This window comes from Flavobacterium phycosphaerae, assembly GCF_010119235.1.
Lineage (GTDB): Bacteria > Bacteroidota > Bacteroidia > Flavobacteriales > Flavobacteriaceae > Flavobacterium > Flavobacterium phycosphaerae.
In genome coordinates this window covers 297,346-319,827 of the sequence record NZ_JAAATZ010000001.1, presented here as the reverse complement: position 1 = coordinate 319,827, position 22,482 = coordinate 297,346, and the positions used below count along the sequence as shown (strand labels likewise).

Annotated in this window: 20 protein-coding genes and 3 pseudogenes; all 23 read left to right on the top strand. The window is 37.3% G+C overall.

Annotated elements, in window-relative coordinates; translation table 11 throughout:
- The first annotated feature begins 1 nt into the window (after position 1).
- The 23 genes and pseudogenes from cysQ to GUU89_RS01310 all read left to right on the top strand — a co-directional run bounded on the left by cysQ (position 2) and on the right by GUU89_RS01310 (position 22,428).
- The gene (cysQ, locus tag GUU89_RS01410; RefSeq protein WP_162126264.1) at positions 2-814 is read left to right on the top strand and encodes a 3'(2'),5'-bisphosphate nucleotidase CysQ; all 813 of its coding nucleotides are present in this window, start codon (positions 2-4) and stop codon (positions 812-814) included.
- Positions 807-1,280 carry a DUF2061 domain-containing protein gene (locus tag GUU89_RS01405; RefSeq protein WP_162126263.1) on the top strand — a complete coding sequence of 158 codons (474 nt, stop codon included), beginning with the start codon at positions 807-809 and terminating at the stop codon, positions 1,278-1,280. The genes cysQ and GUU89_RS01405 overlap by 8 nt, the downstream gene beginning before the upstream one ends.
- Positions 1,273-1,878, top strand: a complete 606-nt coding sequence (gene cysC, locus GUU89_RS01400; protein ID WP_162126262.1) for an adenylyl-sulfate kinase — start codon at positions 1,273-1,275, stop codon at positions 1,876-1,878. Before GUU89_RS01405 ends, cysC begins: the two co-directional genes overlap by 8 nt.
- The gene (cysD, locus tag GUU89_RS01395) at positions 1,871-2,776 is read left to right on the top strand and encodes a sulfate adenylyltransferase subunit CysD (protein ID WP_162126261.1); all 906 of its coding nucleotides are present in this window, start codon (positions 1,871-1,873) and stop codon (positions 2,774-2,776) included. Before cysC ends, cysD begins: the two co-directional genes overlap by 8 nt.
- 42 nt (positions 2,777-2,818) lie before the next feature.
- Entirely contained in the window at positions 2,819-4,075 is a 1,257-nt protein-coding gene (locus GUU89_RS01390; protein ID WP_162126260.1) for a sulfate adenylyltransferase subunit 1, read from the top strand.
- Between the two features lie 62 nt (positions 4,076-4,137).
- Positions 4,138-5,067: pseudogene (locus GUU89_RS15400) on the top strand (oligosaccharide flippase family protein); the annotation flags it as partial.
- Between the two features lie 765 nt (positions 5,068-5,832).
- Positions 5,833-5,997, top strand: a pseudogene (locus GUU89_RS15395) (DapH/DapD/GlmU-related protein); the annotation flags it as partial.
- 81 nt (positions 5,998-6,078) lie between these two features.
- Positions 6,079-6,885: a sulfotransferase family protein gene (locus GUU89_RS01380; RefSeq protein ID WP_162126258.1), complete on the top strand. Its 807-nt coding sequence runs from the start codon at positions 6,079-6,081 to the stop codon at positions 6,883-6,885.
- Positions 6,886-6,933: 48 nt separating this feature from the next.
- Positions 6,934-7,710: a polysaccharide deacetylase family protein gene (locus GUU89_RS01375; protein ID WP_162126257.1), complete on the top strand. Its 777-nt coding sequence runs from the start codon at positions 6,934-6,936 to the stop codon at positions 7,708-7,710.
- Positions 7,707-8,573, top strand: coding sequence for a sulfotransferase family protein (locus tag GUU89_RS01370; RefSeq protein ID WP_162126256.1), 867 nt, complete (start codon positions 7,707-7,709; stop codon positions 8,571-8,573). Before GUU89_RS01375 ends, GUU89_RS01370 begins: the two co-directional genes overlap by 4 nt.
- A gap of 3 nt (positions 8,574-8,576) precedes the next feature.
- Positions 8,577-9,722: a glycosyltransferase family 4 protein gene (locus GUU89_RS01365; RefSeq protein WP_162126255.1), complete on the top strand. Its 1,146-nt coding sequence runs from the start codon at positions 8,577-8,579 to the stop codon at positions 9,720-9,722.
- 24 nt (positions 9,723-9,746) lie between these two features.
- A complete protein-coding gene (locus tag GUU89_RS01360; RefSeq protein WP_162126254.1) occupies positions 9,747-10,595 on the top strand; it encodes a sulfotransferase family protein in 849 nt (282 codons plus the stop codon).
- A 2-nt stretch (positions 10,596-10,597) separates the two neighbouring features.
- Positions 10,598-11,692, top strand: a complete 1,095-nt coding sequence (locus GUU89_RS01355; RefSeq protein ID WP_162126253.1) for a glycosyltransferase — start codon at positions 10,598-10,600, stop codon at positions 11,690-11,692.
- Between the two features lie 12 nt (positions 11,693-11,704).
- Positions 11,705-12,717: pseudogene (locus GUU89_RS01350) on the top strand (MBOAT family O-acyltransferase); the annotation flags it as partial.
- A gap of 15 nt (positions 12,718-12,732) precedes the next feature.
- Positions 12,733-13,152 carry an MBOAT family O-acyltransferase gene (locus GUU89_RS15390; RefSeq protein ID WP_394350927.1) on the top strand — a complete coding sequence of 140 codons (420 nt, stop codon included), beginning with the start codon at positions 12,733-12,735 and terminating at the stop codon, positions 13,150-13,152.
- 3 nt (positions 13,153-13,155) lie between these two features.
- Positions 13,156-14,139 (top strand): D-alanyl-lipoteichoic acid biosynthesis protein DltD, encoded by a 984-nt coding sequence (locus GUU89_RS01345; RefSeq protein ID WP_162126252.1) that lies wholly within the window; start codon positions 13,156-13,158, stop codon positions 14,137-14,139.
- Positions 14,123-15,241: a glycosyltransferase gene (locus GUU89_RS01340; RefSeq protein WP_162126251.1), complete on the top strand. Its 1,119-nt coding sequence runs from the start codon at positions 14,123-14,125 to the stop codon at positions 15,239-15,241. The genes GUU89_RS01345 and GUU89_RS01340 overlap by 17 nt, the downstream gene beginning before the upstream one ends.
- Positions 15,231-16,157: a GNAT family N-acetyltransferase gene (locus tag GUU89_RS01335; protein WP_162126250.1), complete on the top strand. Its 927-nt coding sequence runs from the start codon at positions 15,231-15,233 to the stop codon at positions 16,155-16,157. Before GUU89_RS01340 ends, GUU89_RS01335 begins: the two co-directional genes overlap by 11 nt.
- A gap of 2 nt (positions 16,158-16,159) precedes the next feature.
- Positions 16,160-17,977, top strand: a complete 1,818-nt coding sequence (asnB, locus tag GUU89_RS01330; RefSeq protein ID WP_162126249.1) for an asparagine synthase (glutamine-hydrolyzing) — start codon at positions 16,160-16,162, stop codon at positions 17,975-17,977.
- On the top strand, positions 17,978-19,201 hold the full coding sequence (locus GUU89_RS01325; RefSeq protein WP_162126248.1) for a hypothetical protein: 1,224 nt from the start codon (positions 17,978-17,980) through the stop codon (positions 19,199-19,201). It begins immediately after the preceding gene.
- A gap of 6 nt (positions 19,202-19,207) precedes the next feature.
- Positions 19,208-20,170, top strand: a complete 963-nt coding sequence (locus GUU89_RS01320; protein WP_235921927.1) for a polysaccharide deacetylase family protein — start codon at positions 19,208-19,210, stop codon at positions 20,168-20,170.
- The gene (locus GUU89_RS01315; protein ID WP_162126246.1) at positions 20,167-21,264 is read left to right on the top strand and encodes a hypothetical protein; all 1,098 of its coding nucleotides are present in this window, start codon (positions 20,167-20,169) and stop codon (positions 21,262-21,264) included. The genes GUU89_RS01320 and GUU89_RS01315 overlap by 4 nt, the downstream gene beginning before the upstream one ends.
- Positions 21,265-22,428, top strand: coding sequence for a glycosyltransferase family 4 protein (locus GUU89_RS01310; RefSeq protein ID WP_162126245.1), 1,164 nt, complete (start codon positions 21,265-21,267; stop codon positions 22,426-22,428).
- Positions 22,429-22,482 lie beyond the last annotated feature (54 nt).

The window sequence follows — 22,482 nt, the reverse complement described above, 5'->3', positions numbered from 1 at the left end:
TATGACAAATTCATCTGTAAATTCACTTTGGATTGAAACAGCAATCGACGCGGCATTAGAAGCCGGTGCGGTTATCATGAAAATTTATACCAATGAAATCGAAGTGGTTTTCAAAGAAGATGAATCCCCTTTAACCGTGGCCGATCAACAGGCCAATACTTGTATTGAAGCTAAACTAAAACCTTTCGGAATACCGATTATCAGTGAAGAAACCAAGCAACTTCCGTATGATGTACGTAAAAACTGGAATACCTGCTGGATAGTTGATCCACTTGATGGAACCAAAGAATTTATCAAAAAGAACGATGAGTTTACCGTTAATATAGCTTTAGTCGAAAACGGGAAGCCTAAATTCGGCGTCATCTTTGCTCCGGCACTAAACGAATTATATTATGGTTTAGTAGATGAAAAAAAAGCCTTTAAATTCATAACAACAGCCGATACTACAGCAGCTGATATTATCAAGAATAGTCAAAATATTGCCCCGAAAAAAGATGAAAATGAACTGCGTGTAGTGGGAAGTCGCTCGCACATGAATGAGGAAACAACCACTTTTATGACGCAATTGGAACAACAATCGGGTAAAAAAGTAGCCATTATTTCAAAAGGGAGTTCCTTAAAATTATGCTTGGTTGCCGAAGGTACCGCAGATGTTTATCCGAGATTTGCTCCCACTATGGAATGGGACATAGCGGCCGGTCATGCCATTTGCAATGCCGCCGGATTAAAAGTACTGCAACAAAATTCAACTACTGAATTACAATACAACAAAGAAAATTTATTAAACCCTTATTTCTCGATAACCAATGATTGATAAATCACACAAGCGCCATATTGCCAAAGCCATTACTTGGCGTGTTATTGGTACGATAGATACCATGCTGTTGGCGTGGTTCATTTCGGGGAATCCTATGATTGGGTTTAAGATTGGGATGACTGAGTTTGCCACTAAATTCATTTTGTATTATTTGCACGAAAGAGTTTGGTACAAAATCAATTTGTCTAAAGAAGGTATTTTAAGAGAAAGCAAAAAGCGCCATTTTGCTAAAACAGTCACTTGGCGTTTGGTGGGTTCTATGGATACTATGATGGTAGCCTGGTTTATTTCCGGCAATCCGTTTATTGGTTTGAAAGTTGGCTTGGCCGAAGTTAGTACCAAAATGATTTTGTATTATATTCACGAACGCGTTTGGTATCGCAGTAAATTTGGGTTGCCAAAAGTAGAGCCTATAACCGTTGAAGAACCTATAGTTGAACCTATAAAAGCAGCCAATGAGTAATAACATTACACAACAAAACTATTCGGTTACCCGCGAATCCAGAAATCAGTTAAACCAACACCCTTCTATGGTACTTTGGTTTACCGGACTTTCAGGTTCGGGGAAATCTACTATAGCCGAAGCAGTAGAACAGGCTCTTTTTCAACTAAATTTAAGAACCTACACCTTGGATGGCGATAATCTGAGAGGTGGTATAAATGCCGGATTAGGTTTTACGGAATCTGATCGAAATGAAAACCTGCGCCGTACAGCCGAAATCGCTAAACTTTTTGTCGATGCCGGAATGATAACCGTAGCCGCTTTTGTATCCCCTTTGGAAAAAGACAGAAAAATGGTGAAAGAAATCATTGGCGAAAAAGATTTTATTGAAATTTTTGTTGATACCAGTTTAGAAGAATGTGAACGTAGAGACGTCAAAGGATTGTATCAAAAAGCCCGAAAAGGTCTGATTCCCAACTTCACAGGTATTGATGCCCCGTACGAGAAACCAACTAATCCTGCCATTTGGATTAAAACAGAAACCGACAGCATCCCCGATGCCGTAGAAAAAGTTATTACTTTTGTCAAGCATAAAATAGAAACATACAGCAATGAGTAAATTTTATTTAAATTATTTAGACGAGTTAGAGTCAGAAGCCATCTTCATTTTACGTGAAGTATGGGCGCAATTTCAAAATCCCGTAATCCTTTTTTCGGGAGGAAAAGATTCTATAGTAGTGGCACATTTAGCCAAAAAAGCCTTCTATCCGTCTAAAATTCCGTTTGCCTTAATGCACATTGATACCGGACACAATTTCCCGGAAACGATACAATTCAGAGATGATTTGATTGCCGAATTGGGCGCTACTTTATTGGTAGGTTCGGTTCAGGAATCTATTGATACCGGTAGAGTTTTAGAAGAAAGAGGGAAAAATGCCAATAGAAACGCATTGCAAACCACCACACTTTTAGATGCTATCGAAAGTCATAAAATTGATTGCGCTATTGGAGGTGGACGTCGTGATGAAGAAAAAGCCAGAGCCAAAGAACGTTTCTTTTCGCACAGAGATGATTTTGGTCAATGGGATCCTAAAAACCAAAGACCGGAATTGTGGAATTTATTGAACGGAAAATATTTTGAAGGCGAACACTTCAGAGCATTCCCAATCAGTAACTGGACAGAGATGGACGTTTGGAACTACATTAAAAGAGAGAATATTGCGATTCCTTCGTTGTATTTCGCTCACGAAAGAGAAGTGCTTTGGAGAAATAATTCTTGGATTCCAAAATCAGAATACTTAATCCTTGATGGGACAGAAGAAATTCATACTAAGAAAATCCGCTTCAGAACTTTGGGCGATATCACCATTACCGGTGGTATAGAATCTGATGCGGATACTTTGGAAAAAATCGTTGCCGAAGTGGCTTCTTTGCGTCATACCGAAAGAGGAAACAGAGCCGATGATAAACGCTCAGAATCAGCCATGGAAGATCGAAAAAGAGAAGGGTATTTCTAAAATTCAAAACAAAAACAAAACAACATTAATTTTCAGAACATCATGATTATAGATACTAACCAATTATTGCGCTTTACCACAGCCGGGAGTGTTGACGACGGAAAAAGCACACTGATAGGACGATTGTTATATGATTCAAAATCTATTTTTGAAGACCAGTTAGAAGCCATTGAAACCACCAGTAAACGTAAAGGTCATGCTGGGGTAGACTTGGCGTTGTTTACTGACGGACTTCGCGATGAGCGTGAGCAAGGAATTACCATTGATGTAGCGTACCGTTATTTCACTACACCCAAACGTAAATTCATCATTGCCGATACACCGGGACACATTCAGTATACCCGTAATATGGTTACCGGAGCTTCAACAGCCAATGCCGCTATTGTCTTGATTGACGCCCGTCATGGTGTGATTGAACAAACCAAAAGACACGCTTTTATAGCTTCATTATTGCAAATTCCACACATCATTGTTTGTGTAAACAAAATGGATTTGGTGGATTATTCGGAAACTGTTTTTAACACTATCGTTAACCAGTTTGAAGAGTTTTCATCAAAATTAAATATAAAAGATATTCGCTTTATTCCGATTAGTGCTTTGGATGGTGACAATGTGGTCAACCGTTCTGAAAATATGGATTGGTATCAGGATTCTCCTTTATTGCATTTACTGGAAACCCTACACATCAGTAGTGATATCAATAAAATTGACGCTCGTTTTCCGGTGCAAACCGTATTGCGTCCACAAAGCGAAGGCTTTATCGATTACCGCGGGTATGCCGGTAGAATTGCCGGTGGAATTTACCGAGTAGGTGATTCAATTACTGTTTTACCTTCGGGCTTTGTTTCTAAAATTAAATCGATTAATGCCGGAGATAAAGAAGTTGAAGAAGCTTTTGCTCCAATGTCGGTTTCCATAACTTTAGAAGATGATATTGATGTAGGTAGAGGCGATATGCTGGTAAAAACCAACAACCAACCGGAAATGCAACAAGAGTTTGATGTAATGTTGTGTTGGTTCAATAACGGTTCAGCCCGCCCGAATGCCAAGTATACCATTATGCATACGAGTAACGAACAAAAAGCTATCATTAAAAATGTAGTGTATAAAATTGATATCAATTCCTATCACCGATTAGAAGAGGATAAAGAATTGAAAATGAATGATATTGCCCGAGTGACTATTCGTTGTACCCAGCGATTGATGTTGGATTCTTATCGTGAAAACAGAATCACCGGAAGTATTATCCTTATTGATGATGCTACCAATGAAACCGTAGCCGCCGGAATGATTGTTTAGTTAGAAAGGATAAATGACATGAACGTTTTTATTCAAAATGCACACCGATACTTTGATTTACTATGAATGTCATTTGGTACTCTTCTTCTAAAATTATCATAATTTTTTGCCGAATTTTCCTTTTGATGTGGACGTCAAGACATTTGATGCCGCACGACTTTGGTATCTTTCATGTTTTTAATATTTTGATTATACTCTTTATGGAAATTCCCAATACCGGCCTTGGAGCCAGTTTGGTGAAGCAAAAGAACATCAACCAAAACCATATTAATACGGCTTTCTTTTCCTATGTAGTTTTTGCCGCTGTTTTTTCAGGTGTGCTTTGGTTCGGTAATGAAATGGTAGCTCATTTTTTCAATATCAATGAACTGAGTACCATCTTAAGAAATATTTTTTGGTTGCCAATGTTCATCGCATTATCCGCGATTTCCCGAAATATTTTATTGAAAAACCTCGAAGTCAAAAAAATCAGCCTGATTGAGTTATCGAGTTTCATGCTTATTTATGTTCCCGGCGTTTTTATTGTTTTTCATTTATACCATAATTATTACGCTTTAATTTATCCGCTTGTTGCTCAGGTTTTATACGAGTCAGTTGTTTTTTATGCCATCAAAAAAGAGAAATATTTTTTCAAATTTGATAAAACAGCTTGGAATGAACTCATCAATTTTGGGGGTTGGAATTCTGCCAGCAGATTAGTAGGTATGCTCGGAAATCAATCAGACGGGATTATCATCGGAAGGGTTTTGGGACCAACTTCTTTGGGAATTTATAATCGATCATACAGTATTATGAGTACGTTGCAAAATGTATACGCTCAGTACCTGGACAACATTATTTTTGCCGATTTTGCCAAAATGGAAGACGACAAAAAAATGCACCTCAAACGATTACTCAAAGTAGAGTATCTGCTTAATTTGTTTATACTGCCTTCTTTGCTTATTGTTTTAACCTCTACCAAAGAAATCGTTTCTATTCTCTTGGGCGATAAATGGATTGAAAGCGAATTACTACTGAAAATTCTAATACTCGGACTTTTATTTCGCATCAATTATAAAATTTCGCATCAATACCTTAAGTCGCAAAGCTTTATCAAAAACACGTTTTTTTACTCGTTCATGTATCTTATTGTAACAGTAATCTTAATGTATTCGTTGTCTTATTACGGACTAATTGGCGTAACAGCCGGGTATTCATTTGGTTTGGTTTTTCAATACATGCAGCTTCATTTCAAAATTAAGAAAGAAGTGCCGGGCTATACTTGGGCTGCCTTTTTTGGCATAAACAGAAACTTGTTTTTAAAGTTTATTTTTCTGTTGGCACTAATGTATTTTATAAACCCTTTTTTAGTTGGAAACTTAAATATTTTTGTAGTTTTAGCCATTAAAGCGACTATAATTTTATTATTTTTCGCCAAACAAATTTACCATGAGATTTTTCTATACTTAAACCAAAAAATTAAATTTTTAAAGAAACGCTATAGATTTGCCTATAACAAAGCGGTACTTTTCAAGCAACTGGGTTCAGTGGGAGAAGGGACAGAATTTAAAGGTAGGTTTTATGTGTCCAAACCCAAAAAATTATTCATCGGACAGAATGTTCACATTGGAGATAATGTTTTTTTAAAAACGGATGGCGAAATTCACATTGGTGATAATTGTCATTTCAGTCGAAACATCACTATTTACTCAGTAAATCATAACTACGAAGGCAGTCTTTTGCCTTACGATTACACCACAACCAAAAAGAAAGTAACCATCGGGAAAAATGTTTGGTTGGGTATGAATGTCAATATTATTCCGGGAGTTACTGTTGGTGATGGTGCCATTGTAGGGATGGGTTCTACGGTTACCAAAGACGTTCCTCCATTGGCTATAGTAGGTGGAAATCCGGCTAAAGTCTTAAAATTCAGAAACAAAGAACACTACGATAATTTAGAAAAAGAAGGGTTGTACGGCGATAGAAGCGGCAGACTTTACAAACAACATAAGGCAAAATAAACCATGAAAAAAGTATTTGTTATTGGTGGCATGAAGTGTGGCACATCCTCTGTTCATCATTTATTGAAAAAACATTTTCAGGTTTGTGTGACTACCGATAAAGAACCCAGTTTTTTTACCAAACGTTTTAAAAAAGGATTCGATTGGTATAAAAATCAGTTTCAACCACAGCCCGGAAACGATGTGCTGATAGATGTTTCCCCAAGTTATTCGATGCGACACTTGTACCCAAATTGTACTCAGGAAATGCACCGCTATGAACCGAACGCCAAAATAATCTACTTGGTCAGAGATCCGTTTGCCCGAATTATTTCGCACATTCATCACGATATGCTGCGCGGCAGATTGACCACCAAAGACATTGACAATTGGATAAAAGAAGACGCCGATTGTTTACTAACGACCAAATATTTTTATCAAATCAAACCTTATATGGATTTGTATGGCAAAGAAAATATTAAGGTTTTACAATTTGAAGAATTAATCAAAAACCCGCAAACGTTTCAAGATAAAGTGTATGAATTTATTGGTTTGGAAAATATTCCTGCCGAAATCAAGCCTTTTAACGTTTCTGAAAAACGTTATCAAATCAAGTATTACGATTTTATTCACGGTATTTTTGGCAAAAGCATTATTTCTAAAGGATATCATGCCATTTGGTATTTTATAAATGCTAAAGTAGAAAAGCCCAGTTTGACCGAGGCACAATTGAAAAAAATTCACGAGTTGCTACAATCGGATATACAAGAATTTGCCACAGCATTCCAAATTGACGAAACGTTGTGGAAAAAATGGCACTCCTTTTCATAATATAATTCTCCAAAATACTGCCAATAGTATTTAGGCATCTTAGCGCTCATGAAGATTGACTCTTACCATAAAATCCTAACGTATCACGACTTTGAAAATGTTTCCAATTTTGAGAAACAGCTTCAAATAATCAGTCGATTGCCCAAAGTACTGGTTACTACGGATGACGGCGATTTGAGCTTCTATACCAATGCTTTTCCGTTGCTGGTCAAATATAATATTCCGGCCATTTTATTTATCATTCCCTCGCTCATAGGAACCAATCAACCTTTTTGGTGGAATGAAGTTTATCATTATTTGGGCAAAGCCGCCGGGAGCGAAAAAATAAAGGAATTGAAATCCATTCCCAATCAGGAAAGAGTTGACTATTTAAATCAACTTCGGAACAATGCCGAAAAGCCGCTTTTAAAACAACAACAGCTTACCGTTGAACAGATACACGAAATGCAAAACAAAGGCATAGTCATAGCCAACCACAGTTTTACACATCCTATGTTTGACCAGTGCACGGAAGCTGAAATTAGAAGCGAGTTGCAAAACACGAGAGCATTTTTCGAAGAAAACAAATTAAACGGTTATTCCTTTTTTGCTTATCCAAACGGCAGTCACAATGCAGTTTCTGAAAAAGTACTGAAAGAGGAAGGAATTGAATATGCGTTTTTGTTTGACCACAAAATTAGCCACGGAAAAAGAAATCCGTTGCGCATTTCCCGATTGAGCTTGAATGACTACACACCAATTTGGAAGTTTAAATTAATTTTATCGGGCTGGCATTCGAAATTATTACCAATTACCAAATCCATACATCAAATTTTAAAGAAATGAATTTCATAACGTTCAAGCAAAAAGTATATTCCCGATATAAAAATTCGGCTCTAGTGAGCGGTATTTTTTCAGTATTTGGGAAAGAATTGCAACCCAAAAAATGGATTTTCATTGTTGGCTGTTATAACTCGGGAACTACCTTGTTGGCTGAGATTTTTGAAAAACATCCCCAACTTTCCGTTTTGCCCGATGAAGGCGTTATGCTCACTAATCAGTTGCCGAGACCTGAAGATTTTGATTGGAGAAGAATGTGGTGTCAATGCGAAAATGAAATGCAAATTCCAAAAAACAAAGCTTCAAAAGCGGCTCAAATTATAAAAAGACATTGGTCACATTTTATTAAAAAGAATCCGGATATCGTAGTCGAAAAATCAATCGCTAATACCACCAGAATGCCGTTTTTTCAGGAGCATTTTCCGAATAGTTATTTTATTCATATTGTGCGAAATGGTTACGCCGTTACTGAAGGCATTAAAAGAAAAGCTTTGGTGATGGAGGAACAGCAAGCGCAGTTGGGGACTCACTATCCAATTGAATTCCCAGCAAAACAATGGCAAAGAAGTATTGATTTGGTAGAAGAGCAAAAAGGAACGATTAAGAACTTTTTGGAAATTACTTACGAAGAAATGACGGCTGATTTAAAAGGAACTAGTCTTAAGATAACCACTTTTTTAGGTATTGATACTTTTGAAGACCAACTGTTGGAAAGTGATTTTGAAGTGCACGGTAACAAGATGAAGGTGTCTGACCAAAACCATAAAAGTTTTGCCCGGTTGAGCGAAGAAGAATGGAAAACTATCAATGCTATTGCCGAAAGCGGGCTAAAAAAACATAAGTATTACAGCGAAAACCCAACTAAATAACAGATGAAAGTTCTATTCATACAAGACAGCCTCGGAACCGGAGGTGCTGAAAAATCCAATTCAGAGCTTTGGTATTTCTTGCGTGAAAATGGCGTAACTATTAAAGTCATTGTGTTAGAACACCGTCAAAAAGGAATCGAAAAAGAAATCTTGGAAAACGGTTTTGACATCACGTTTATTGATAATCAAAAGTTGTGGCAGCAAGTTGGGAGCATTGCTCAACTCATCAAAGAATTTCAACCCGATATTGTACATTCTGTTTTGTTTAGGGCTTCGTTGCGTACCCGTTTGGCCAAATTGAAAACCAAATTTTACCACATCGAGAGCTTGGTAAATTGTACCTACGATCCCATTCGCTTTGCCGATCCGAAAGTTAATGCTACAGCGCTTAACCTATACAAATGGTTGGATAAAATCACTACCAGAAAATGGACAGAGGAATTTATTGCAATAACAAATGAAGTTCGGGAGCATTACATTCAGCATTTGGAAATAAAACCGTCAAAGGTGAGTGTTATTTTCAGAGGTAGAAAAGCCAATACTTTTTTACAACATAAAGCTCAGGCACGAAAAGAAATTACGGAAGAATTAAAATTTGCAGACACCGATATCATTGTGACTCATGTGGGTCGTCAGGAATATCAAAAAGGACATTTATCATTGTTAAAAGCTATAAAAAGTATAGACGAACAACTTTTTGCGGACCAAGTAAAATTCCTTTTTTGCGGAAGAGACGGTAATAATACTAAAGAAATTGAAACTTTTTTAGCCAAGGAAAACCTGAAAACGACCATACTGTTTTTAGGGCACCGGCATGATGTCAACAAGATTTTGGCGGCTTCGGATGTTTTTGTTTTTCCCTCGTTGTATGAGGGTTTGGGCGGTTCTTTGATTGAAGCTCAAGCGGCAGCTTTACCCATAGTATGTTCTGATATTAAGGTTTTTCAGGAAGTTGTTGTAAGCGATAAAAATGCCTTGTTGTTTTCGTTAAATGATACTGCTGCTTTGGCCGAAAAATTACTTATTTTAACAGCGTCAAAAGAATTACGAACCCAAATGGGAGAAGAAAGTTTGAAAAACTTCAACCAAAAATTCCAATTAGACAACGTCAACCGTCAAATGCTGGAACATTATAAAAACATACGTTAAGAAGCACCTATTAATTTTTGAATTATGAAACACGTTATCCTATTGTCTTGCAAATCATCCGGTTCTACAGCGTTACAAAACTACCTGAAGGAAAATTTAGGATACAAAACAATCTCGTTTACGCAGCATCAGGAAGAAGAAACGTTGTATTGGAGTAAGGTGGCTTCTGTTTTAAAAATGCCGCAAAACAAGATGTACCGTTCCAAAGTTCCGTATACAGTAGAAAAAGCGGTAAAGGACTTGAATGAGTTTTTTCTAAAAAACAAACTTGCTCACATCAACATCACTAAAGAGACTACGGAGAAAGAATTTCAGGAATATTATTTCGAATTGATTCAGTCTTTGGCACCAAAATTCATAGAAAAAAGCCCGCATCATTTGTACAACGAATCCAATTTGGTGCTAATCAAAAATTTTGTAGAGCGCTATAAAAATGAAGTGGATATTAGAATAATTGGTCTTATTAGACATCCGCAATCGGTCTTGCTTTCCGGCTGGAAACGCTGGCAGTTTTTACCAAGCGGTTTTCAAAACGAATGGAATATCTCGTATAAAAACCTTTTGGATTGGAAAGAAAAACTCAATATCACTTTCTGCGAATACGAGAAACTAGTGTCCAACGAGATAACTTTTGACCAATTAATTGGCGAAACCGCTCCCGTTGAAAAATACCGTTTCAACAGCAAATCAATGAACAACTGGATGAATAATAAAGACTATGGATTTCAGTTGTCCAATGAAGTTATAGCTACTGCCAAACGATTTGGTTATACTGAATTTAAGACTTTAGGTTCTCTTCAGTGGAAAATCACTATAGCCAAAGCCAGCCTGCTATTCAGCATTAAAAGTTTACTCAAAAAATTGAAATCATAAAATTGGTCATCTTCCAACTCATACAAAAATTCCAACTTCGTGGGGCCGAAATGTTTGCCGCGCAACTCTCGCAACATTTAGAAACTTCAGGACACCAAGTATTCCTTATCTCGCTGTTTCCGGGTGATGGAGTGTTACCGTTTTCCGGAGAAAAACTAAGTTTGAATCGGCCCATTTCAAAACGTTGGACTGATTACGAAGGATGGAAAGCCTTAGCCATTTTAATTGAAAAACACCAACCGGACCTCATTCAATGCAATGCCGGAGATACATTGAAATTTGCCGTTTTGTCTAAAAAAATAATGGGATGGCAACAACCTATTATTGCCAGAAATGCCAGTATGGTAAGTCTTTACATAAATAATCCTATAACAAAATGGATTAACGGTTTTTTGTATAAAAAGGCGGATTATGTCATTTCAGTTTCCGAAAATTCTAAAGAAGATATCAACGCATTATTCCCAGTTACCATTCCTAAAACAACTGTTATTCCTGTCGGTATTGAACTCGTTCCATCAGAAGAAGTGATTTTGACAGGAGGTATGTCGGCGGAAAAACACATCATACATGTGGGCGGTTTCAGTTTCGAAAAGAACCACGAAGGATTGCTGTCTATTTATAAAAAATATTTAGCCCAAAACCCAAATACGCATTTGCATTTACTTGGCGAAGGCCCCAAAAGAGAAGAAATTCAAAAGCTATCGGAAACCTTGGGACTGCAAGATAAAATTACTTTTTATGGCTGGGTTTCCAATCCGATGAACTACGTTAGAAAAGCGGATGTATTGGTTTTGCCAAGTATTATCGAAGGACTTCCGGGCGTAATTTTGGAAGCTATGATTTCAAAAGTCGTAGTAGTAGCCTACAATGTGGGAGGCGTTTCCGAAGTAGTTCAAAATAACGAAACCGGCTATTTGGTAGAAAAAAATGATGAAACCGGTTTAGTAAATGCCCTTGACAAAGCACTTAGGGAAGACAATAGTCATTTGATTCAACAGGCCTATGATTTGGTCAACCAAAAATATAATAATACCGCTATTGCTAAGCAATTTGAAAAAGTATACTTTAGCATCATAAACAAAACAACAATCTCATAATCAACTAAAAAAATGCTTTTTAATTCCATCAGTTTTGCCCTTTTTCTGCCTATAGTTTTTATGCTCTACTGGCTCTTGGCTAAAAAGGATTTAATATATCAAAACGGGCTATTGCTGGTGTCGAGTTTCTTTTTCTACGCTTGTTGGGATTGGCGCTTTTTATTCCTTTTAATTTTTTCGATTGTATTAGATTATGTCACGGCAATAAAAATGTCGGAATCACTCACGATAAGTTCAAAACGATTTTGGTTTTGGCTGAGTGTAATCGTCAATGTTGGGTTTCTGGGCGTATTCAAATACTATAATTTTTTCGCCACATCTTTGACCGAATCCCTTTCGCAGTTTGGAGTTCACATCAATCCATGGACGCTTAAAGTAATTTTGCCGGTGGGTATTTCGTTCTACACTTTTCACGGCTTATCTTATGTGATTGACATATACAACGACCGAATAAAGCCCGAAAAGAATTTTATTGACTACGCTGTTTTTGTTAGCTTTTTTCCACTTTTAGTGGCAGGCCCAATTGAAAGAGCGACCCATTTATTGCCGCAAATAAAAATGAAACGCAAATTCAATTACTTGCAGTTGACAGATGGCCTTCGTCAAATTTTATGGGGACTTTTCAAGAAAATCGTCATTGCGGATAACTGCGCGGAATTTGCCAATCAGATTTTTAACAATGCCGATAGTCATAACGGTAGCGCCTTGTTTTTAGGAGCCTTGTTCTTTACGTTCCAAATTTACGGTGACTTTTCAGGGTACTCTGACATTGCTTTAGGAACCGCCCGATTGTTTGGTATTGACTTGTTGCGAAATTTTGCCTTTCCTTATTTCTCCAGAGATATAGCTGAATTTTGGCGCCGTTGGCACATTTCATTATCCTCTTGGTTTAAAGATTATTTATACATTCCGCTGGGTGGAAGCAAAGGGGGACTTGGTTTAAAGTTAGAAACACGTTTATCATTTTTCTGGTCAGCGGGTTCTGGCATGGCGCCAACTGGACCTTCATTGTTTGGGGATTGCTCAATGCTTTGTATATTATGCCGTCCATAATTTTCAATACAAATCGAAACAACATGACCATAGTGGCTGCGGGCAAAGTTTTCCCCACGGTGAGAGAGTTTTTATCCATTTTGATCACTTTCAGTTTAACTGTTTTGGCTTGGGTGTTTTTCAGAGCTGACAGTGTTGGGGCTGCGTTGCATTTTTTAAAAGGGATTTTCTCTTTTTCATTCTTTAGCATTCCCAATGTGAACGATTTAAAAGGGGTTGCAACCGTTTTGGGACTGGTTTTTGTTTTTCTTTTAATTGAATGGAACGGCCGAGAAAACAAGTATGCGATTGAAAAATTATTCTTTTCACGTCGTCCTATTGTTCGATTTGCATTTTACTACGCTATCATTTTAGCTATTATTGGGTTTACCGGTAAAAGTCAGGATTTTATTTACTTTCAATTTTAATTTATGAAACGATTTTTACGCCGACTTTTTCTATTCTTCTTGCCCTTTTTAGTAGTAACGGTTTTCTTCGAAATCTACTTAAGATCGGTGAATACTATTTACAAAGAAAAGCTGTCCGGACTTCATAAAAACGGAGAAAACGTAGAGATGTTAATTTTTGGGAATTCTCATGCCAACTACGATATCAATCCAAGTCAACTTGATGCCGAAGCCTATAATATGGCCATGGTAAATCAGTCGTGGTTTTATGACCATGCTATTTTTGAAAAAGAAATAAACAAACTGCCCAACCTGAAATATGTGATTTTGAGTTTGGATTATCACAGCTTATATTTTTCATCACAAGGCTTAAGAGACAACTGGATTTACTACGATTACGGCATTGATAATGCTATAGATTGGACCACAAAAACTTCACGATTCTGGTTTGGTTATACTCCCAAAATTGCGTTTGCCATGCTGAAAAGCGATATCAATAAACGCATTGTTTCTTTCAGAAAACACAAGAAAACAGTCAACTATCACGTAGAAAACGGAGTGAATATTCTGGATACCATGGCCAATGGGTGGATTCCGTATAAAGCCGGAAAAAATAAAAAGATAAAAGAAAAAAGTGCCCAAAACAGAGCCGCCATTTTCAACAGCAAAATCAATAATCTGGCAGAGAGACAACGAAACATTAAACTATTAAAATCCTTTTTGCAAGAACTTAAACAGCGAAATATCACTCCAATAATAGTGACGTTACCTTGTCATGAATTGTATAATAAAAATATTGATAATGAAGTTCGCGAGAAGGATAGTAAAGAAGTAACGGCCATTGTCAACGAGTATGGGGGTGCTTACTTTGACTATTTGCATTTTGTGAAAGATGACAGCATGTACTATGATTGCGACCACATGAACCGAAACGGTGCGACCTACTTTACACAACAGTTGAATAAAGATATTAAAGCGAAATTTCCACAGTATGCCGCCAAAAATTAAAGTCCTTCATATTATCAAATCCTTAGGCCGTGGCGGAGCAGAAATGTTGTTGCCTGAAACGATAAAAGTGCACGACCAATCCCGATTTGAGTTTCATTGTATTTACTTTTTGCCTTGGAAAGACCAAATGGTGCCGGCCATCGAGAAAGCAGGAGGAAAGGTTACTTGCTTTTCGGCCAAGAATAATTTGACACTGTTGTTTCAGTATCCTAAAATTGTAAAATATTGCAAAGAAAACAACATTCAGCTTATTCACGCCCATTTGCCTTGGGCCGGAATTGTAGCAAGAATAGCAGGACGATTGGCAAAACTCCCGGTGTTGTATACCGAGCACAATAATTTTGATAAATACCATATACTGACCAAAATATTGAGTTCAGTTACTTATAAATTTCAAACCAAAGTCTTAGCCGTTTCAGAAGATGCCAAAGCAGCATTAGAAAGAAGAAACCTGTTTCATGATATTGTGTATGTACCTAATGGCGTAAACACTGATTTTTTTTCCAAAACAAATCATTTTTCCCAATTGCCCGAAGTAGAAGGTTTCGTAGGTCATGACAAAGTAATCGGAACCGTTGCGGTTTTCAGAAAGCAAAAAAGATTGGATATTTTTATTGAAGTAGCTCATTTGGCCCAGCAACAAAAACTGCCATTCAAATTTCTAATGGTTGGAGCCGGAACAGAAATGCCCATGATACAAGCTTTGGTAGAACAGTATCAATTAAACAATGTGATGTTAGCCGGGATTCAGGAAAACCCGGCCGACTTCATGCAGTATATGGATGTTTTTCTGATTACGAGTGATTTTGAAGGATTACCGGTGGCTTTATTGGAATCGATGAGTATGGAGATTGTACCGTTTTGTACCAACGTAGGCGGGATTCCGAATGTGGTTAATGACAATAGAAACGGAGTGCTTTTAAAAAGTAACCAACCGGCCGAAATCTTATCACAATTAGAAACTCAAGTGTTGAACGAAATCACTAATTTTGAAAGCTTGAAAAAACAGGCCAGAAACACCGTTGTTGCCGATTACAGCATTCAGCGAATGGTCAACCAGTTAGAAACTATTTACACCGAAGTTCTCCAGCATGAAAGATAATCAGTTTGTTTACCAATGGGCAGAGCCAACCGATGTGAATCAGATTGTCACGTTGTTTGAGCTATGCTTAGGAGCAGATGGCGGTGCACCAACCGTTACATTTTGGAACTGGAAACACCATCAAAATCCGGGTGGTATTTCTCCCGTTATTTTAGCTTGGGACGGAGATAAACTTATTGGAATCAGAGCTTTTATGTGTTTCAAATTTCATAATAAAAAAGAGGTTTATAAAGCCTATCGCCCTGTAGATACTGCCACACATCCTGATTATCAAGGAAAAGGAATTTTCAGAAATCTGACAATGTCTTTAATTGATGATTTAAAAAAGATAGATGAAAAAGCATTTATTTTTAATACGCCAAATTCATTATCCAAACCGGGTTATATCAAAATGGGATGGAAAGAATGGGGAAAACCCGTAATTCAAATTATGCCGTCCTTATCGCTTTTTGGGAATTTTAAAAAAGACCAAGCAAAATTATTAGCACATGATTTTTCAGGAATTACAGTAACGGCAACAGATAGTTTGACAGTTTACAAAGATGCCGTCTATTATCAGTGGCGCTATCAACAGATTTCCATTCAAAGTTATGGTATGAAAGAGCTTGTTATAGGTGCTGATACTTATAGAATACTTTACAGACAAAAGAAAATTAAATTCCTTAACGAATTCAGGATTTGCGATATTATAAAAAACAATACCAGTTGTCAGGAAGTACCTGTAGCGGTCTTTGTTAAATTGTTTTTTGCCTTTGGAGCCGGATTTGTTTCTTTTATCAATAAATCAACACTGTCGTTTACCGTGAAGCTGTTGAAAAAATCGCCTATGGTTACCTTCCGAAAGATTAACGACCAAGATGCCGATTTGCCATTCACCGCGATTGATTGGTCCATTGGCGAATTAGAACTGTTTTAATTATGTGTGGAATATTTGGTGCCATAGGAACAATAGATTCAGGACAGCGTGAGAACGTTAAAAAAGCGTTGCAACATCGTGGTCCTGACGGTCAGTATTTTAAAGAAATTGACGGCATTACTTTTTTTCATGCACGCCTCAGTATTATTGATGTGGCAGGGGGGAATCAACCTTTTGAAACCGATAGAGTAGCAATAGTCTTTAATGGTGAGATATACAACTACAAAGAGCTGATACAAACCCACAACTTGCAGATGAAAACCGCTTCGGACACTGAAGTGATTGTTCATTTGTATGAAAAAATGGGTACCGCTTGTTTTCAGGAATTAGACGGGATGTTTGCGCTGGCCTTATATGATAAATTAGAGAAAAAAATCTTCTTGGTCAGAGACCGTGTGGGCAAAAAACCACTTTATTATTCGCAAAAAAACGGCTTAGCTTTCGGGAGCGAATACCAAGCGATTATCAGTTGCTTTCCCGGATTCCAAATCAATGAGCAACATGTACAATGGCACTTGCAAAAAGGATTTGTAGCCGGAGAAAATACCGTATATCAAGATATCTTTGAAGTTTTGCCCGGCCATTTTTACTGTTATAATTTGCAGGATAAAACTATCCACAAAAACCAATATTGGCACTTTGAAAGTTATTTTGATGTGCCGAAAATAAAAGATAATAACACCGCTTTAGAACAATTAGACCGTCTGTTTCAACAAGCAGTCAGCAAACGAGTTTTAGCCAGTGATTTTGAAGTGGGCGCTTTCCTGAGTGGTGGTATCGACAGTAGTTTGGTTTGTGCTTTGGCAGTGAAAACTAACCCGAATCTGAAAACGTTTACCGTGAAAATGAAAGACGGTTTCGATGAATCGGCAACAGCGGCCTTAATTGCGAAACAATTAAAAACAACCCATCACGAATTGTATGTAGATTATGATTCGCTGGCAGATGACTATGAAAAAATCCTAACAGCTTACGGCGAGCCCATTGTAGATGAAAGCATAGTGCCTTCGTTTTATGTGGCTAAAGCTGCCTCGGAGCACCTGCGCGTGATTTTGAACGGTGACGGCGGAGATGAGTTTTTTGGCGGGTACAGAAGGTATTCCTTATATAAAAACTACAACAAATTAAAAGCCATCAGTGCCATAGGTGGTGGTGTTTCTAAGTTGATTTCGACTTCAGACAAGAACAGTGCGCTGGCCAAATTAAACCGATTGTCTGATTTTTTCAGTTTGCAAGGGGAGGCGCAGTATTTTAGTGCTTCAACGGATTTGTTTTTTGATGCACCTGGTTTCAGTCAAGTAAAAGATTTGAATTACCTTTCACAAGATTCGTTTTCGTCCAAAAAATTTGACAGCGTAGAACGCACGATGCTAACCGATTTTCATGGTATTTTGCCCAAAGTACTATTCAAAAAAATGGATATTGCCACGATGCAAAACGCTCTCGAAGGCCGATCGCCATTTATTGATAAATCGCTTATAGAATGGAGCGCTTCATTGGATACCAATCTTAAAATAAACGGATTTACCTCTAAATATTTGCTGAGAGAACTCAACAAAAAATATATTGACGGCGCGGTGTACAAACTACCTAAGAAGGGGTTTGAAATTTCGGTAAAAGATATGTTGAATCAGCAGTTGCATGAATTATATCGGGATTATTTGCACAGTAGTAATCCTTATTATGCTAATTTTATAGACCAAAAATACATTCAGGATTTTTACCTGACACCGGGAAAACTGAATGATGTTAAGCGATACAAAGGTTTATTGGCGCTTTTGAACTTAGAAATTTGGCACAAAAACACAACCAAAAAATAGATGGGAATAGTAGTTTTACTTGTTGTTTTGTTTTTTTTGAATGAGCAGTTTTACAGAAGAGTGGTCGTGAGACACCCTTTTGCCAATATTGGTCTCATCCGAAAAATATTTTTATGGCACTTGCTGTTTACTTTGGTATATTACCTGTACGCTATTGCCAACCCCTCTGACTCGAAACAATATTATGATGTATTATCCAAGTTAAATATTGGTTGGATGGACACCATCACAATGACCAACTGGGGCGTCTTTTTTATTGCGCATCCGTTTGTAACGGTTTTGGATTTCAGTTACGAAATGAGCATGTTAATGTTCTCATGGTTTGGTTTTGTTGGTTTTGTTTACACTTATTTGTTTTTTGGCGAAAATATTAAAGAAAAAATCATTGTATTCGGACGCTATGATTTGATGACTTTGTTGTTGTTTTTACCAAACATGCACTTTTGGACCGCTTCACTGGGTAAGGGTTCTATCATCTTCATGGGAATCATGATGTTTGTGTATGGTGTTAAAGATCCAAAACAGCGAATACTGACCCTTATAATTGGTGGTTTTTTCATTTATTGTATCAGACCCCATGTAATGTTTTTTGTAATGGTGGGGGTAATGTTTGGAGTGTTGTTTGGGAGTGATAAAAAACTGTCCGGAGTGACTAAATTTTTGATTGTACTTTCGGGATTAGTCTTTATATATATGGCCTCCAGCTCAATTTTAGCGGTAGCCAATTTGCAAAATTCTGAAAATATAGTCGATGATTTCTCAGAGTTTGCTTTGATACGTTCCGAAGGACTGTCGGAAAGAGCCGGTTCAGGAGTAGACTTGTCAAGTTATCCATTACCGCTCAAGTTTTTTACTTTTTGGTTTAGGCCTTTGTTTATTGATGTTCCCAATGTGTTGGGGATTTTCAGCTCTATAGAAAACTTGATTTACTTATTGCTGTTCTTCAAAATCTGCAACCAATCTTTTATCCGATTCATCAAAAAAGCTCCCAATGTGGTAAAAATGAGTGCTATGATTTTTTTACTCACCTCTTTTGCCATGACCTTTGTAATGTCGAATTTGGGGATTATCATGCGCCAAAAATCGATGGTAATGTACTTTCTGTTTTTTGTAGTGTACTACTATTTGGCAGATGAAAAAATTAAGAAAAGAGAGTATTGGCAGCGGATGGAAGCTAACTCAAATGAAAGAGTGCTTCAGGAAAGCCGCGAACTTATAAATTAAATGACCATGAAAAAAGGAGCTTTAGTAATCTCACTTGATTTTGAATTGGTGTGGGGTATTTTTGACCATATTGAAATTAAAGACAAAGTTTCCTATTTTAATAATACGCTGGAGGCCATTCCGCAATTGCTTTCCATCTTTGAAAAAAATAACATCAACGTTACTTGGGCTACAGTAGGGATGCTTTTTAATGAAAATTGGGATGAATGGCACGCCAATATTCCGACTGCTTTACCAACCTACGATAAGGCAATACTGAATCCATATGCTTATGGGGAAGCCCATCAGAAAAGCGGGTATGACCATTTCTTTTTCGCGCCTCACTTGATTAAGGAAATTATAAATACCAAAGGGCAGGAGTTAGCAACCCATACCTATTCTCATTATTATTGTTTGGAAAGCGGTCAGACTATAGAGCAGTTTGAAGCCGATATGCAGCAAGCCGTCAAAATGGCCCGGCAGTTTTCTGTTGAATTGCACTCATTAGTGTTTCCCAGAAACCAATTCAATAAAAATTACTTAGCGGTGTGTCAAAATAACCAAATCGAAACCGTGCGTACCAATCCGGATTCGTGGTATTGGGACACGACAAAGCCCGATACGTTGTTTTCTAAATTGGCCCGAACCGGTGATGCTTATTTACCATTAGGCAAAAAATCATATGCCACCGAAACGATACAAAATGAAGCTGTGATTGGCCAACAGGCCAGCCGTTTTCTTCGACCGCAGCATTCATCAGTTTTTTTAAATACTTCTAGACTCAACCGCATTAAAAAGGAGATTGTTCAGGCAGCTAAAAACGGAGAAGTCTATCATTTGTGGTGGCATCCGCACAACTTTGGAACGGATACCGCTAACGCACTTCAAACACTGAAATCGATAGTGGCTGTTTTCAAACAATGCGAGGAAATATACGGGATGGAGAGTCTTACGATGCATCAATTGAGCAATCGAATTCAAACGTCATGAAAAGCCGAATGCTAGATTTTTTAGAAAACAATAAATGGAAACTCTTATTGTTTTACTATCATTTGGTATTCATTGTTTTTGCCTATCAATTAAGGGTTATTCGCGGCATTTCGGATGCGCATTTTTATTGGGCACAAAATTTTTCGATTGACAATTTCTCTTGGTGGCATTATGCTCATTACGGGACCGACTTTATACTGTTTATAAACTATCCTTTTATTCAGCTTGGATTGCCTTTTTGGTTTGGTTTTTTACTTTATGGTATAGTAGGTTTTTTTGGTGTTTTAAAATGGATACAATGGGTGGAATTGGTAGTGGGTCAAAAAATATATTATAAAGGATTCAATGTTTTATACTTGTTTTTCCTGTTTCCGAGTCTGCATTTCTGGACCGCTAATTTGGGCAAAGAGCCATTAATATTTTGGGGTATAGCTGCTGTTTTTTATGCGGTGGCTTCCGCCAATTATAAATCGTTTAGTTTTATAACCGGAAGCTTATTGTTGGTTATTATCCGTCCGCATGTAGCATTGATGTTATTATTGGCGATAGGTTTGGTTATGGTGTTTCAAAAGAGATTTTCCTTTAAAAAACGATTAGCTCTTGCCTTGGTCGGTTTTTCCGTTTTTGCAGCCTTGTTTTATATGGTGCTGCAATTAACACAAATCCGGTATTTAGATTGGAAAAGAATACAATACTTCAATGAATTTTCCATCCTGTCTTTTAGGAATTCCGGAACTTATGTGCCCATGTTGGATTATAATTTTGCTAATCGGTTTTTTGCCTTTAATTTCAGACCGCTGTTTTTTGATGCTAAATCACTTTTAGGCTTTCTGGCCAGTATAGAAAATGCTTTATTGCTCCTGATTTATTTGCTGACTTTTGTGGTTTTGATTGTTTTTTATAAAAAAATCATTTTTCCGCAATGGATGAAAATAGCTTTTCTGTTCGCCTTAATTGCTTCATTGTTATACATACAACGCTATGCTAATCTCGGGATTTTTATGCGTACCAAAATAATGTTTCAGCCTTTTGTGTTAATTGCTTTATTTTGTATCATTAAACAGGGAATAGCTTTAAGAAATTATAAATCTTAGATGGAAAAACAAAAACTAGTCAGAATTACAACCGTTCCTATTTCTTTGGATAAATTACTAACAGGACAGCTCGGTTTTATGAGTTCGCGCTATGAAGTAATAGCGGTTTCAGCGCAAAAAGATGCGTTGGAAAAAATCGGAGAAAAAGAAAATATCAGAACGTTTCATGTTGAAATGTCCCGAAAAATCACCCCAATTCACGATTTGCTGGCTACGTTTCGGTTGTTTTTGTTTTTAAGAAAAGAAAAGCCGATTATCGTTCATTCGCATACGCCCAAAGCCGGAATAGTGGGGATGTTAGCAGCATGGTTGGCAAGAGTGCCTATTCGACTTCATACGGTTGCCGGATTGCAATTATTAGAATCGCAAGGGTTCACCAGAAAGTTGCTCGATTTTGTAGAAAAAATGACTTATGCTTTTGCTACCAATGTGTATCCGAATTCAAAAGGACTGGAAGCAATTATTATAGCCAATAACTATTGCAAACCACAAAAGTTAAAAGTCATAGCCAACGGAAGCTCAAACGGTATTGATACACAATTTTTTAATCCCGAAATATATTCAGCAGCCCAAAAAGCAGCACTAAAGCAAGAACTTCAAATACATGAAACCGATTTTGTTTTTGTTTTCGTCGGTCGATTGGTTAAAGACAAAGGGATAAACGAAATGATTGCCGCTTTTGATGAGTTGCAAAAAGACCATCCGCAAACCAAGCTGCTTTTAGTGGGTGATTACGAAGCTGATTTAGACCCATTGTTACCGGAAACTATTGCAGCTATTAACGAAAATAAAGCTATTGTCAGTGTAGGTTTTCAGTATGATGTGCGCCCTTATTTTGCCATTTCCGATGGTTTGGTTTTTCCGAGTTACCGCGAAGGATTTCCCAATGTAGTTATGCAGGCCGGAGCCATGGGATTGCCCAGCATCGTAACCGATATCAATGGGTGTAACGAAATTATTGAACCAGGAAAAAATGGAATAATCATTCCGGTAAAAGATAAAAAAGCGATATTTGATGCTATGCTTTCGCTGTTGTCGGATGCGGAGTTGCGAAATACTTGTTGTGCCAACGCCCGGAATTTAATCACTTCCCGATTCCAACAGGATAAAATTTGGCAAGCATTGGAAAAAGAATATAAACAATTGGAAGAAAAATATAAGTAGGATGTTAAACTGGAAACCCAAAGATAAAAAAGCGGCTATCTGTTTTACGATTGA

Coding starts and splice junctions, on each gene's coding strand:
- GUU89_RS01365 (WP_162126255.1), top strand. CDS start 8,577: ATGAAAGTTCTATTCATACAAGACAGCCTCGGAACCGGAGGTGCTGAA.
- cysD (WP_162126261.1), top strand. CDS start 1,871: ATGAGTAAATTTTATTTAAATTATTTAGACGAGTTAGAGTCAGAAGCC.
- cysC (WP_162126262.1), top strand. CDS start 1,273: ATGAGTAATAACATTACACAACAAAACTATTCGGTTACCCGCGAATCC.
- GUU89_RS01345 (WP_162126252.1), top strand. CDS start 13,156: ATGAAACGATTTTTACGCCGACTTTTTCTATTCTTCTTGCCCTTTTTA.
- GUU89_RS01360 (WP_162126254.1), top strand. CDS start 9,747: ATGAAACACGTTATCCTATTGTCTTGCAAATCATCCGGTTCTACAGCG.
- GUU89_RS01325 (WP_162126248.1), top strand. CDS start 17,978: ATGGGAATAGTAGTTTTACTTGTTGTTTTGTTTTTTTTGAATGAGCAG.
- asnB (WP_162126249.1), top strand. CDS start 16,160: ATGTGTGGAATATTTGGTGCCATAGGAACAATAGATTCAGGACAGCGT.
- GUU89_RS01315 (WP_162126246.1), top strand. CDS start 20,167: ATGAAAAGCCGAATGCTAGATTTTTTAGAAAACAATAAATGGAAACTC.
- GUU89_RS01320 (WP_235921927.1), top strand. CDS start 19,208: ATGAAAAAAGGAGCTTTAGTAATCTCACTTGATTTTGAATTGGTGTGG.
- GUU89_RS01310 (WP_162126245.1), top strand. CDS start 21,265: ATGGAAAAACAAAAACTAGTCAGAATTACAACCGTTCCTATTTCTTTG.
- GUU89_RS01375 (WP_162126257.1), top strand. CDS start 6,934: ATGAAGATTGACTCTTACCATAAAATCCTAACGTATCACGACTTTGAA.
- GUU89_RS01390 (WP_162126260.1), top strand. CDS start 2,819: ATGATTATAGATACTAACCAATTATTGCGCTTTACCACAGCCGGGAGT.
- GUU89_RS01405 (WP_162126263.1), top strand. CDS start 807: ATGATTGATAAATCACACAAGCGCCATATTGCCAAAGCCATTACTTGG.
- cysQ (WP_162126264.1), top strand. CDS start 2: ATGACAAATTCATCTGTAAATTCACTTTGGATTGAAACAGCAATCGAC.
- GUU89_RS01340 (WP_162126251.1), top strand. CDS start 14,123: ATGCCGCCAAAAATTAAAGTCCTTCATATTATCAAATCCTTAGGCCGT.
- GUU89_RS01335 (WP_162126250.1), top strand. CDS start 15,231: ATGAAAGATAATCAGTTTGTTTACCAATGGGCAGAGCCAACCGATGTG.
- GUU89_RS15390 (WP_394350927.1), top strand. CDS start 12,733: ATGCCGTCCATAATTTTCAATACAAATCGAAACAACATGACCATAGTG.
- GUU89_RS01380 (WP_162126258.1), top strand. CDS start 6,079: ATGAAAAAAGTATTTGTTATTGGTGGCATGAAGTGTGGCACATCCTCT.
- GUU89_RS01370 (WP_162126256.1), top strand. CDS start 7,707: ATGAATTTCATAACGTTCAAGCAAAAAGTATATTCCCGATATAAAAAT.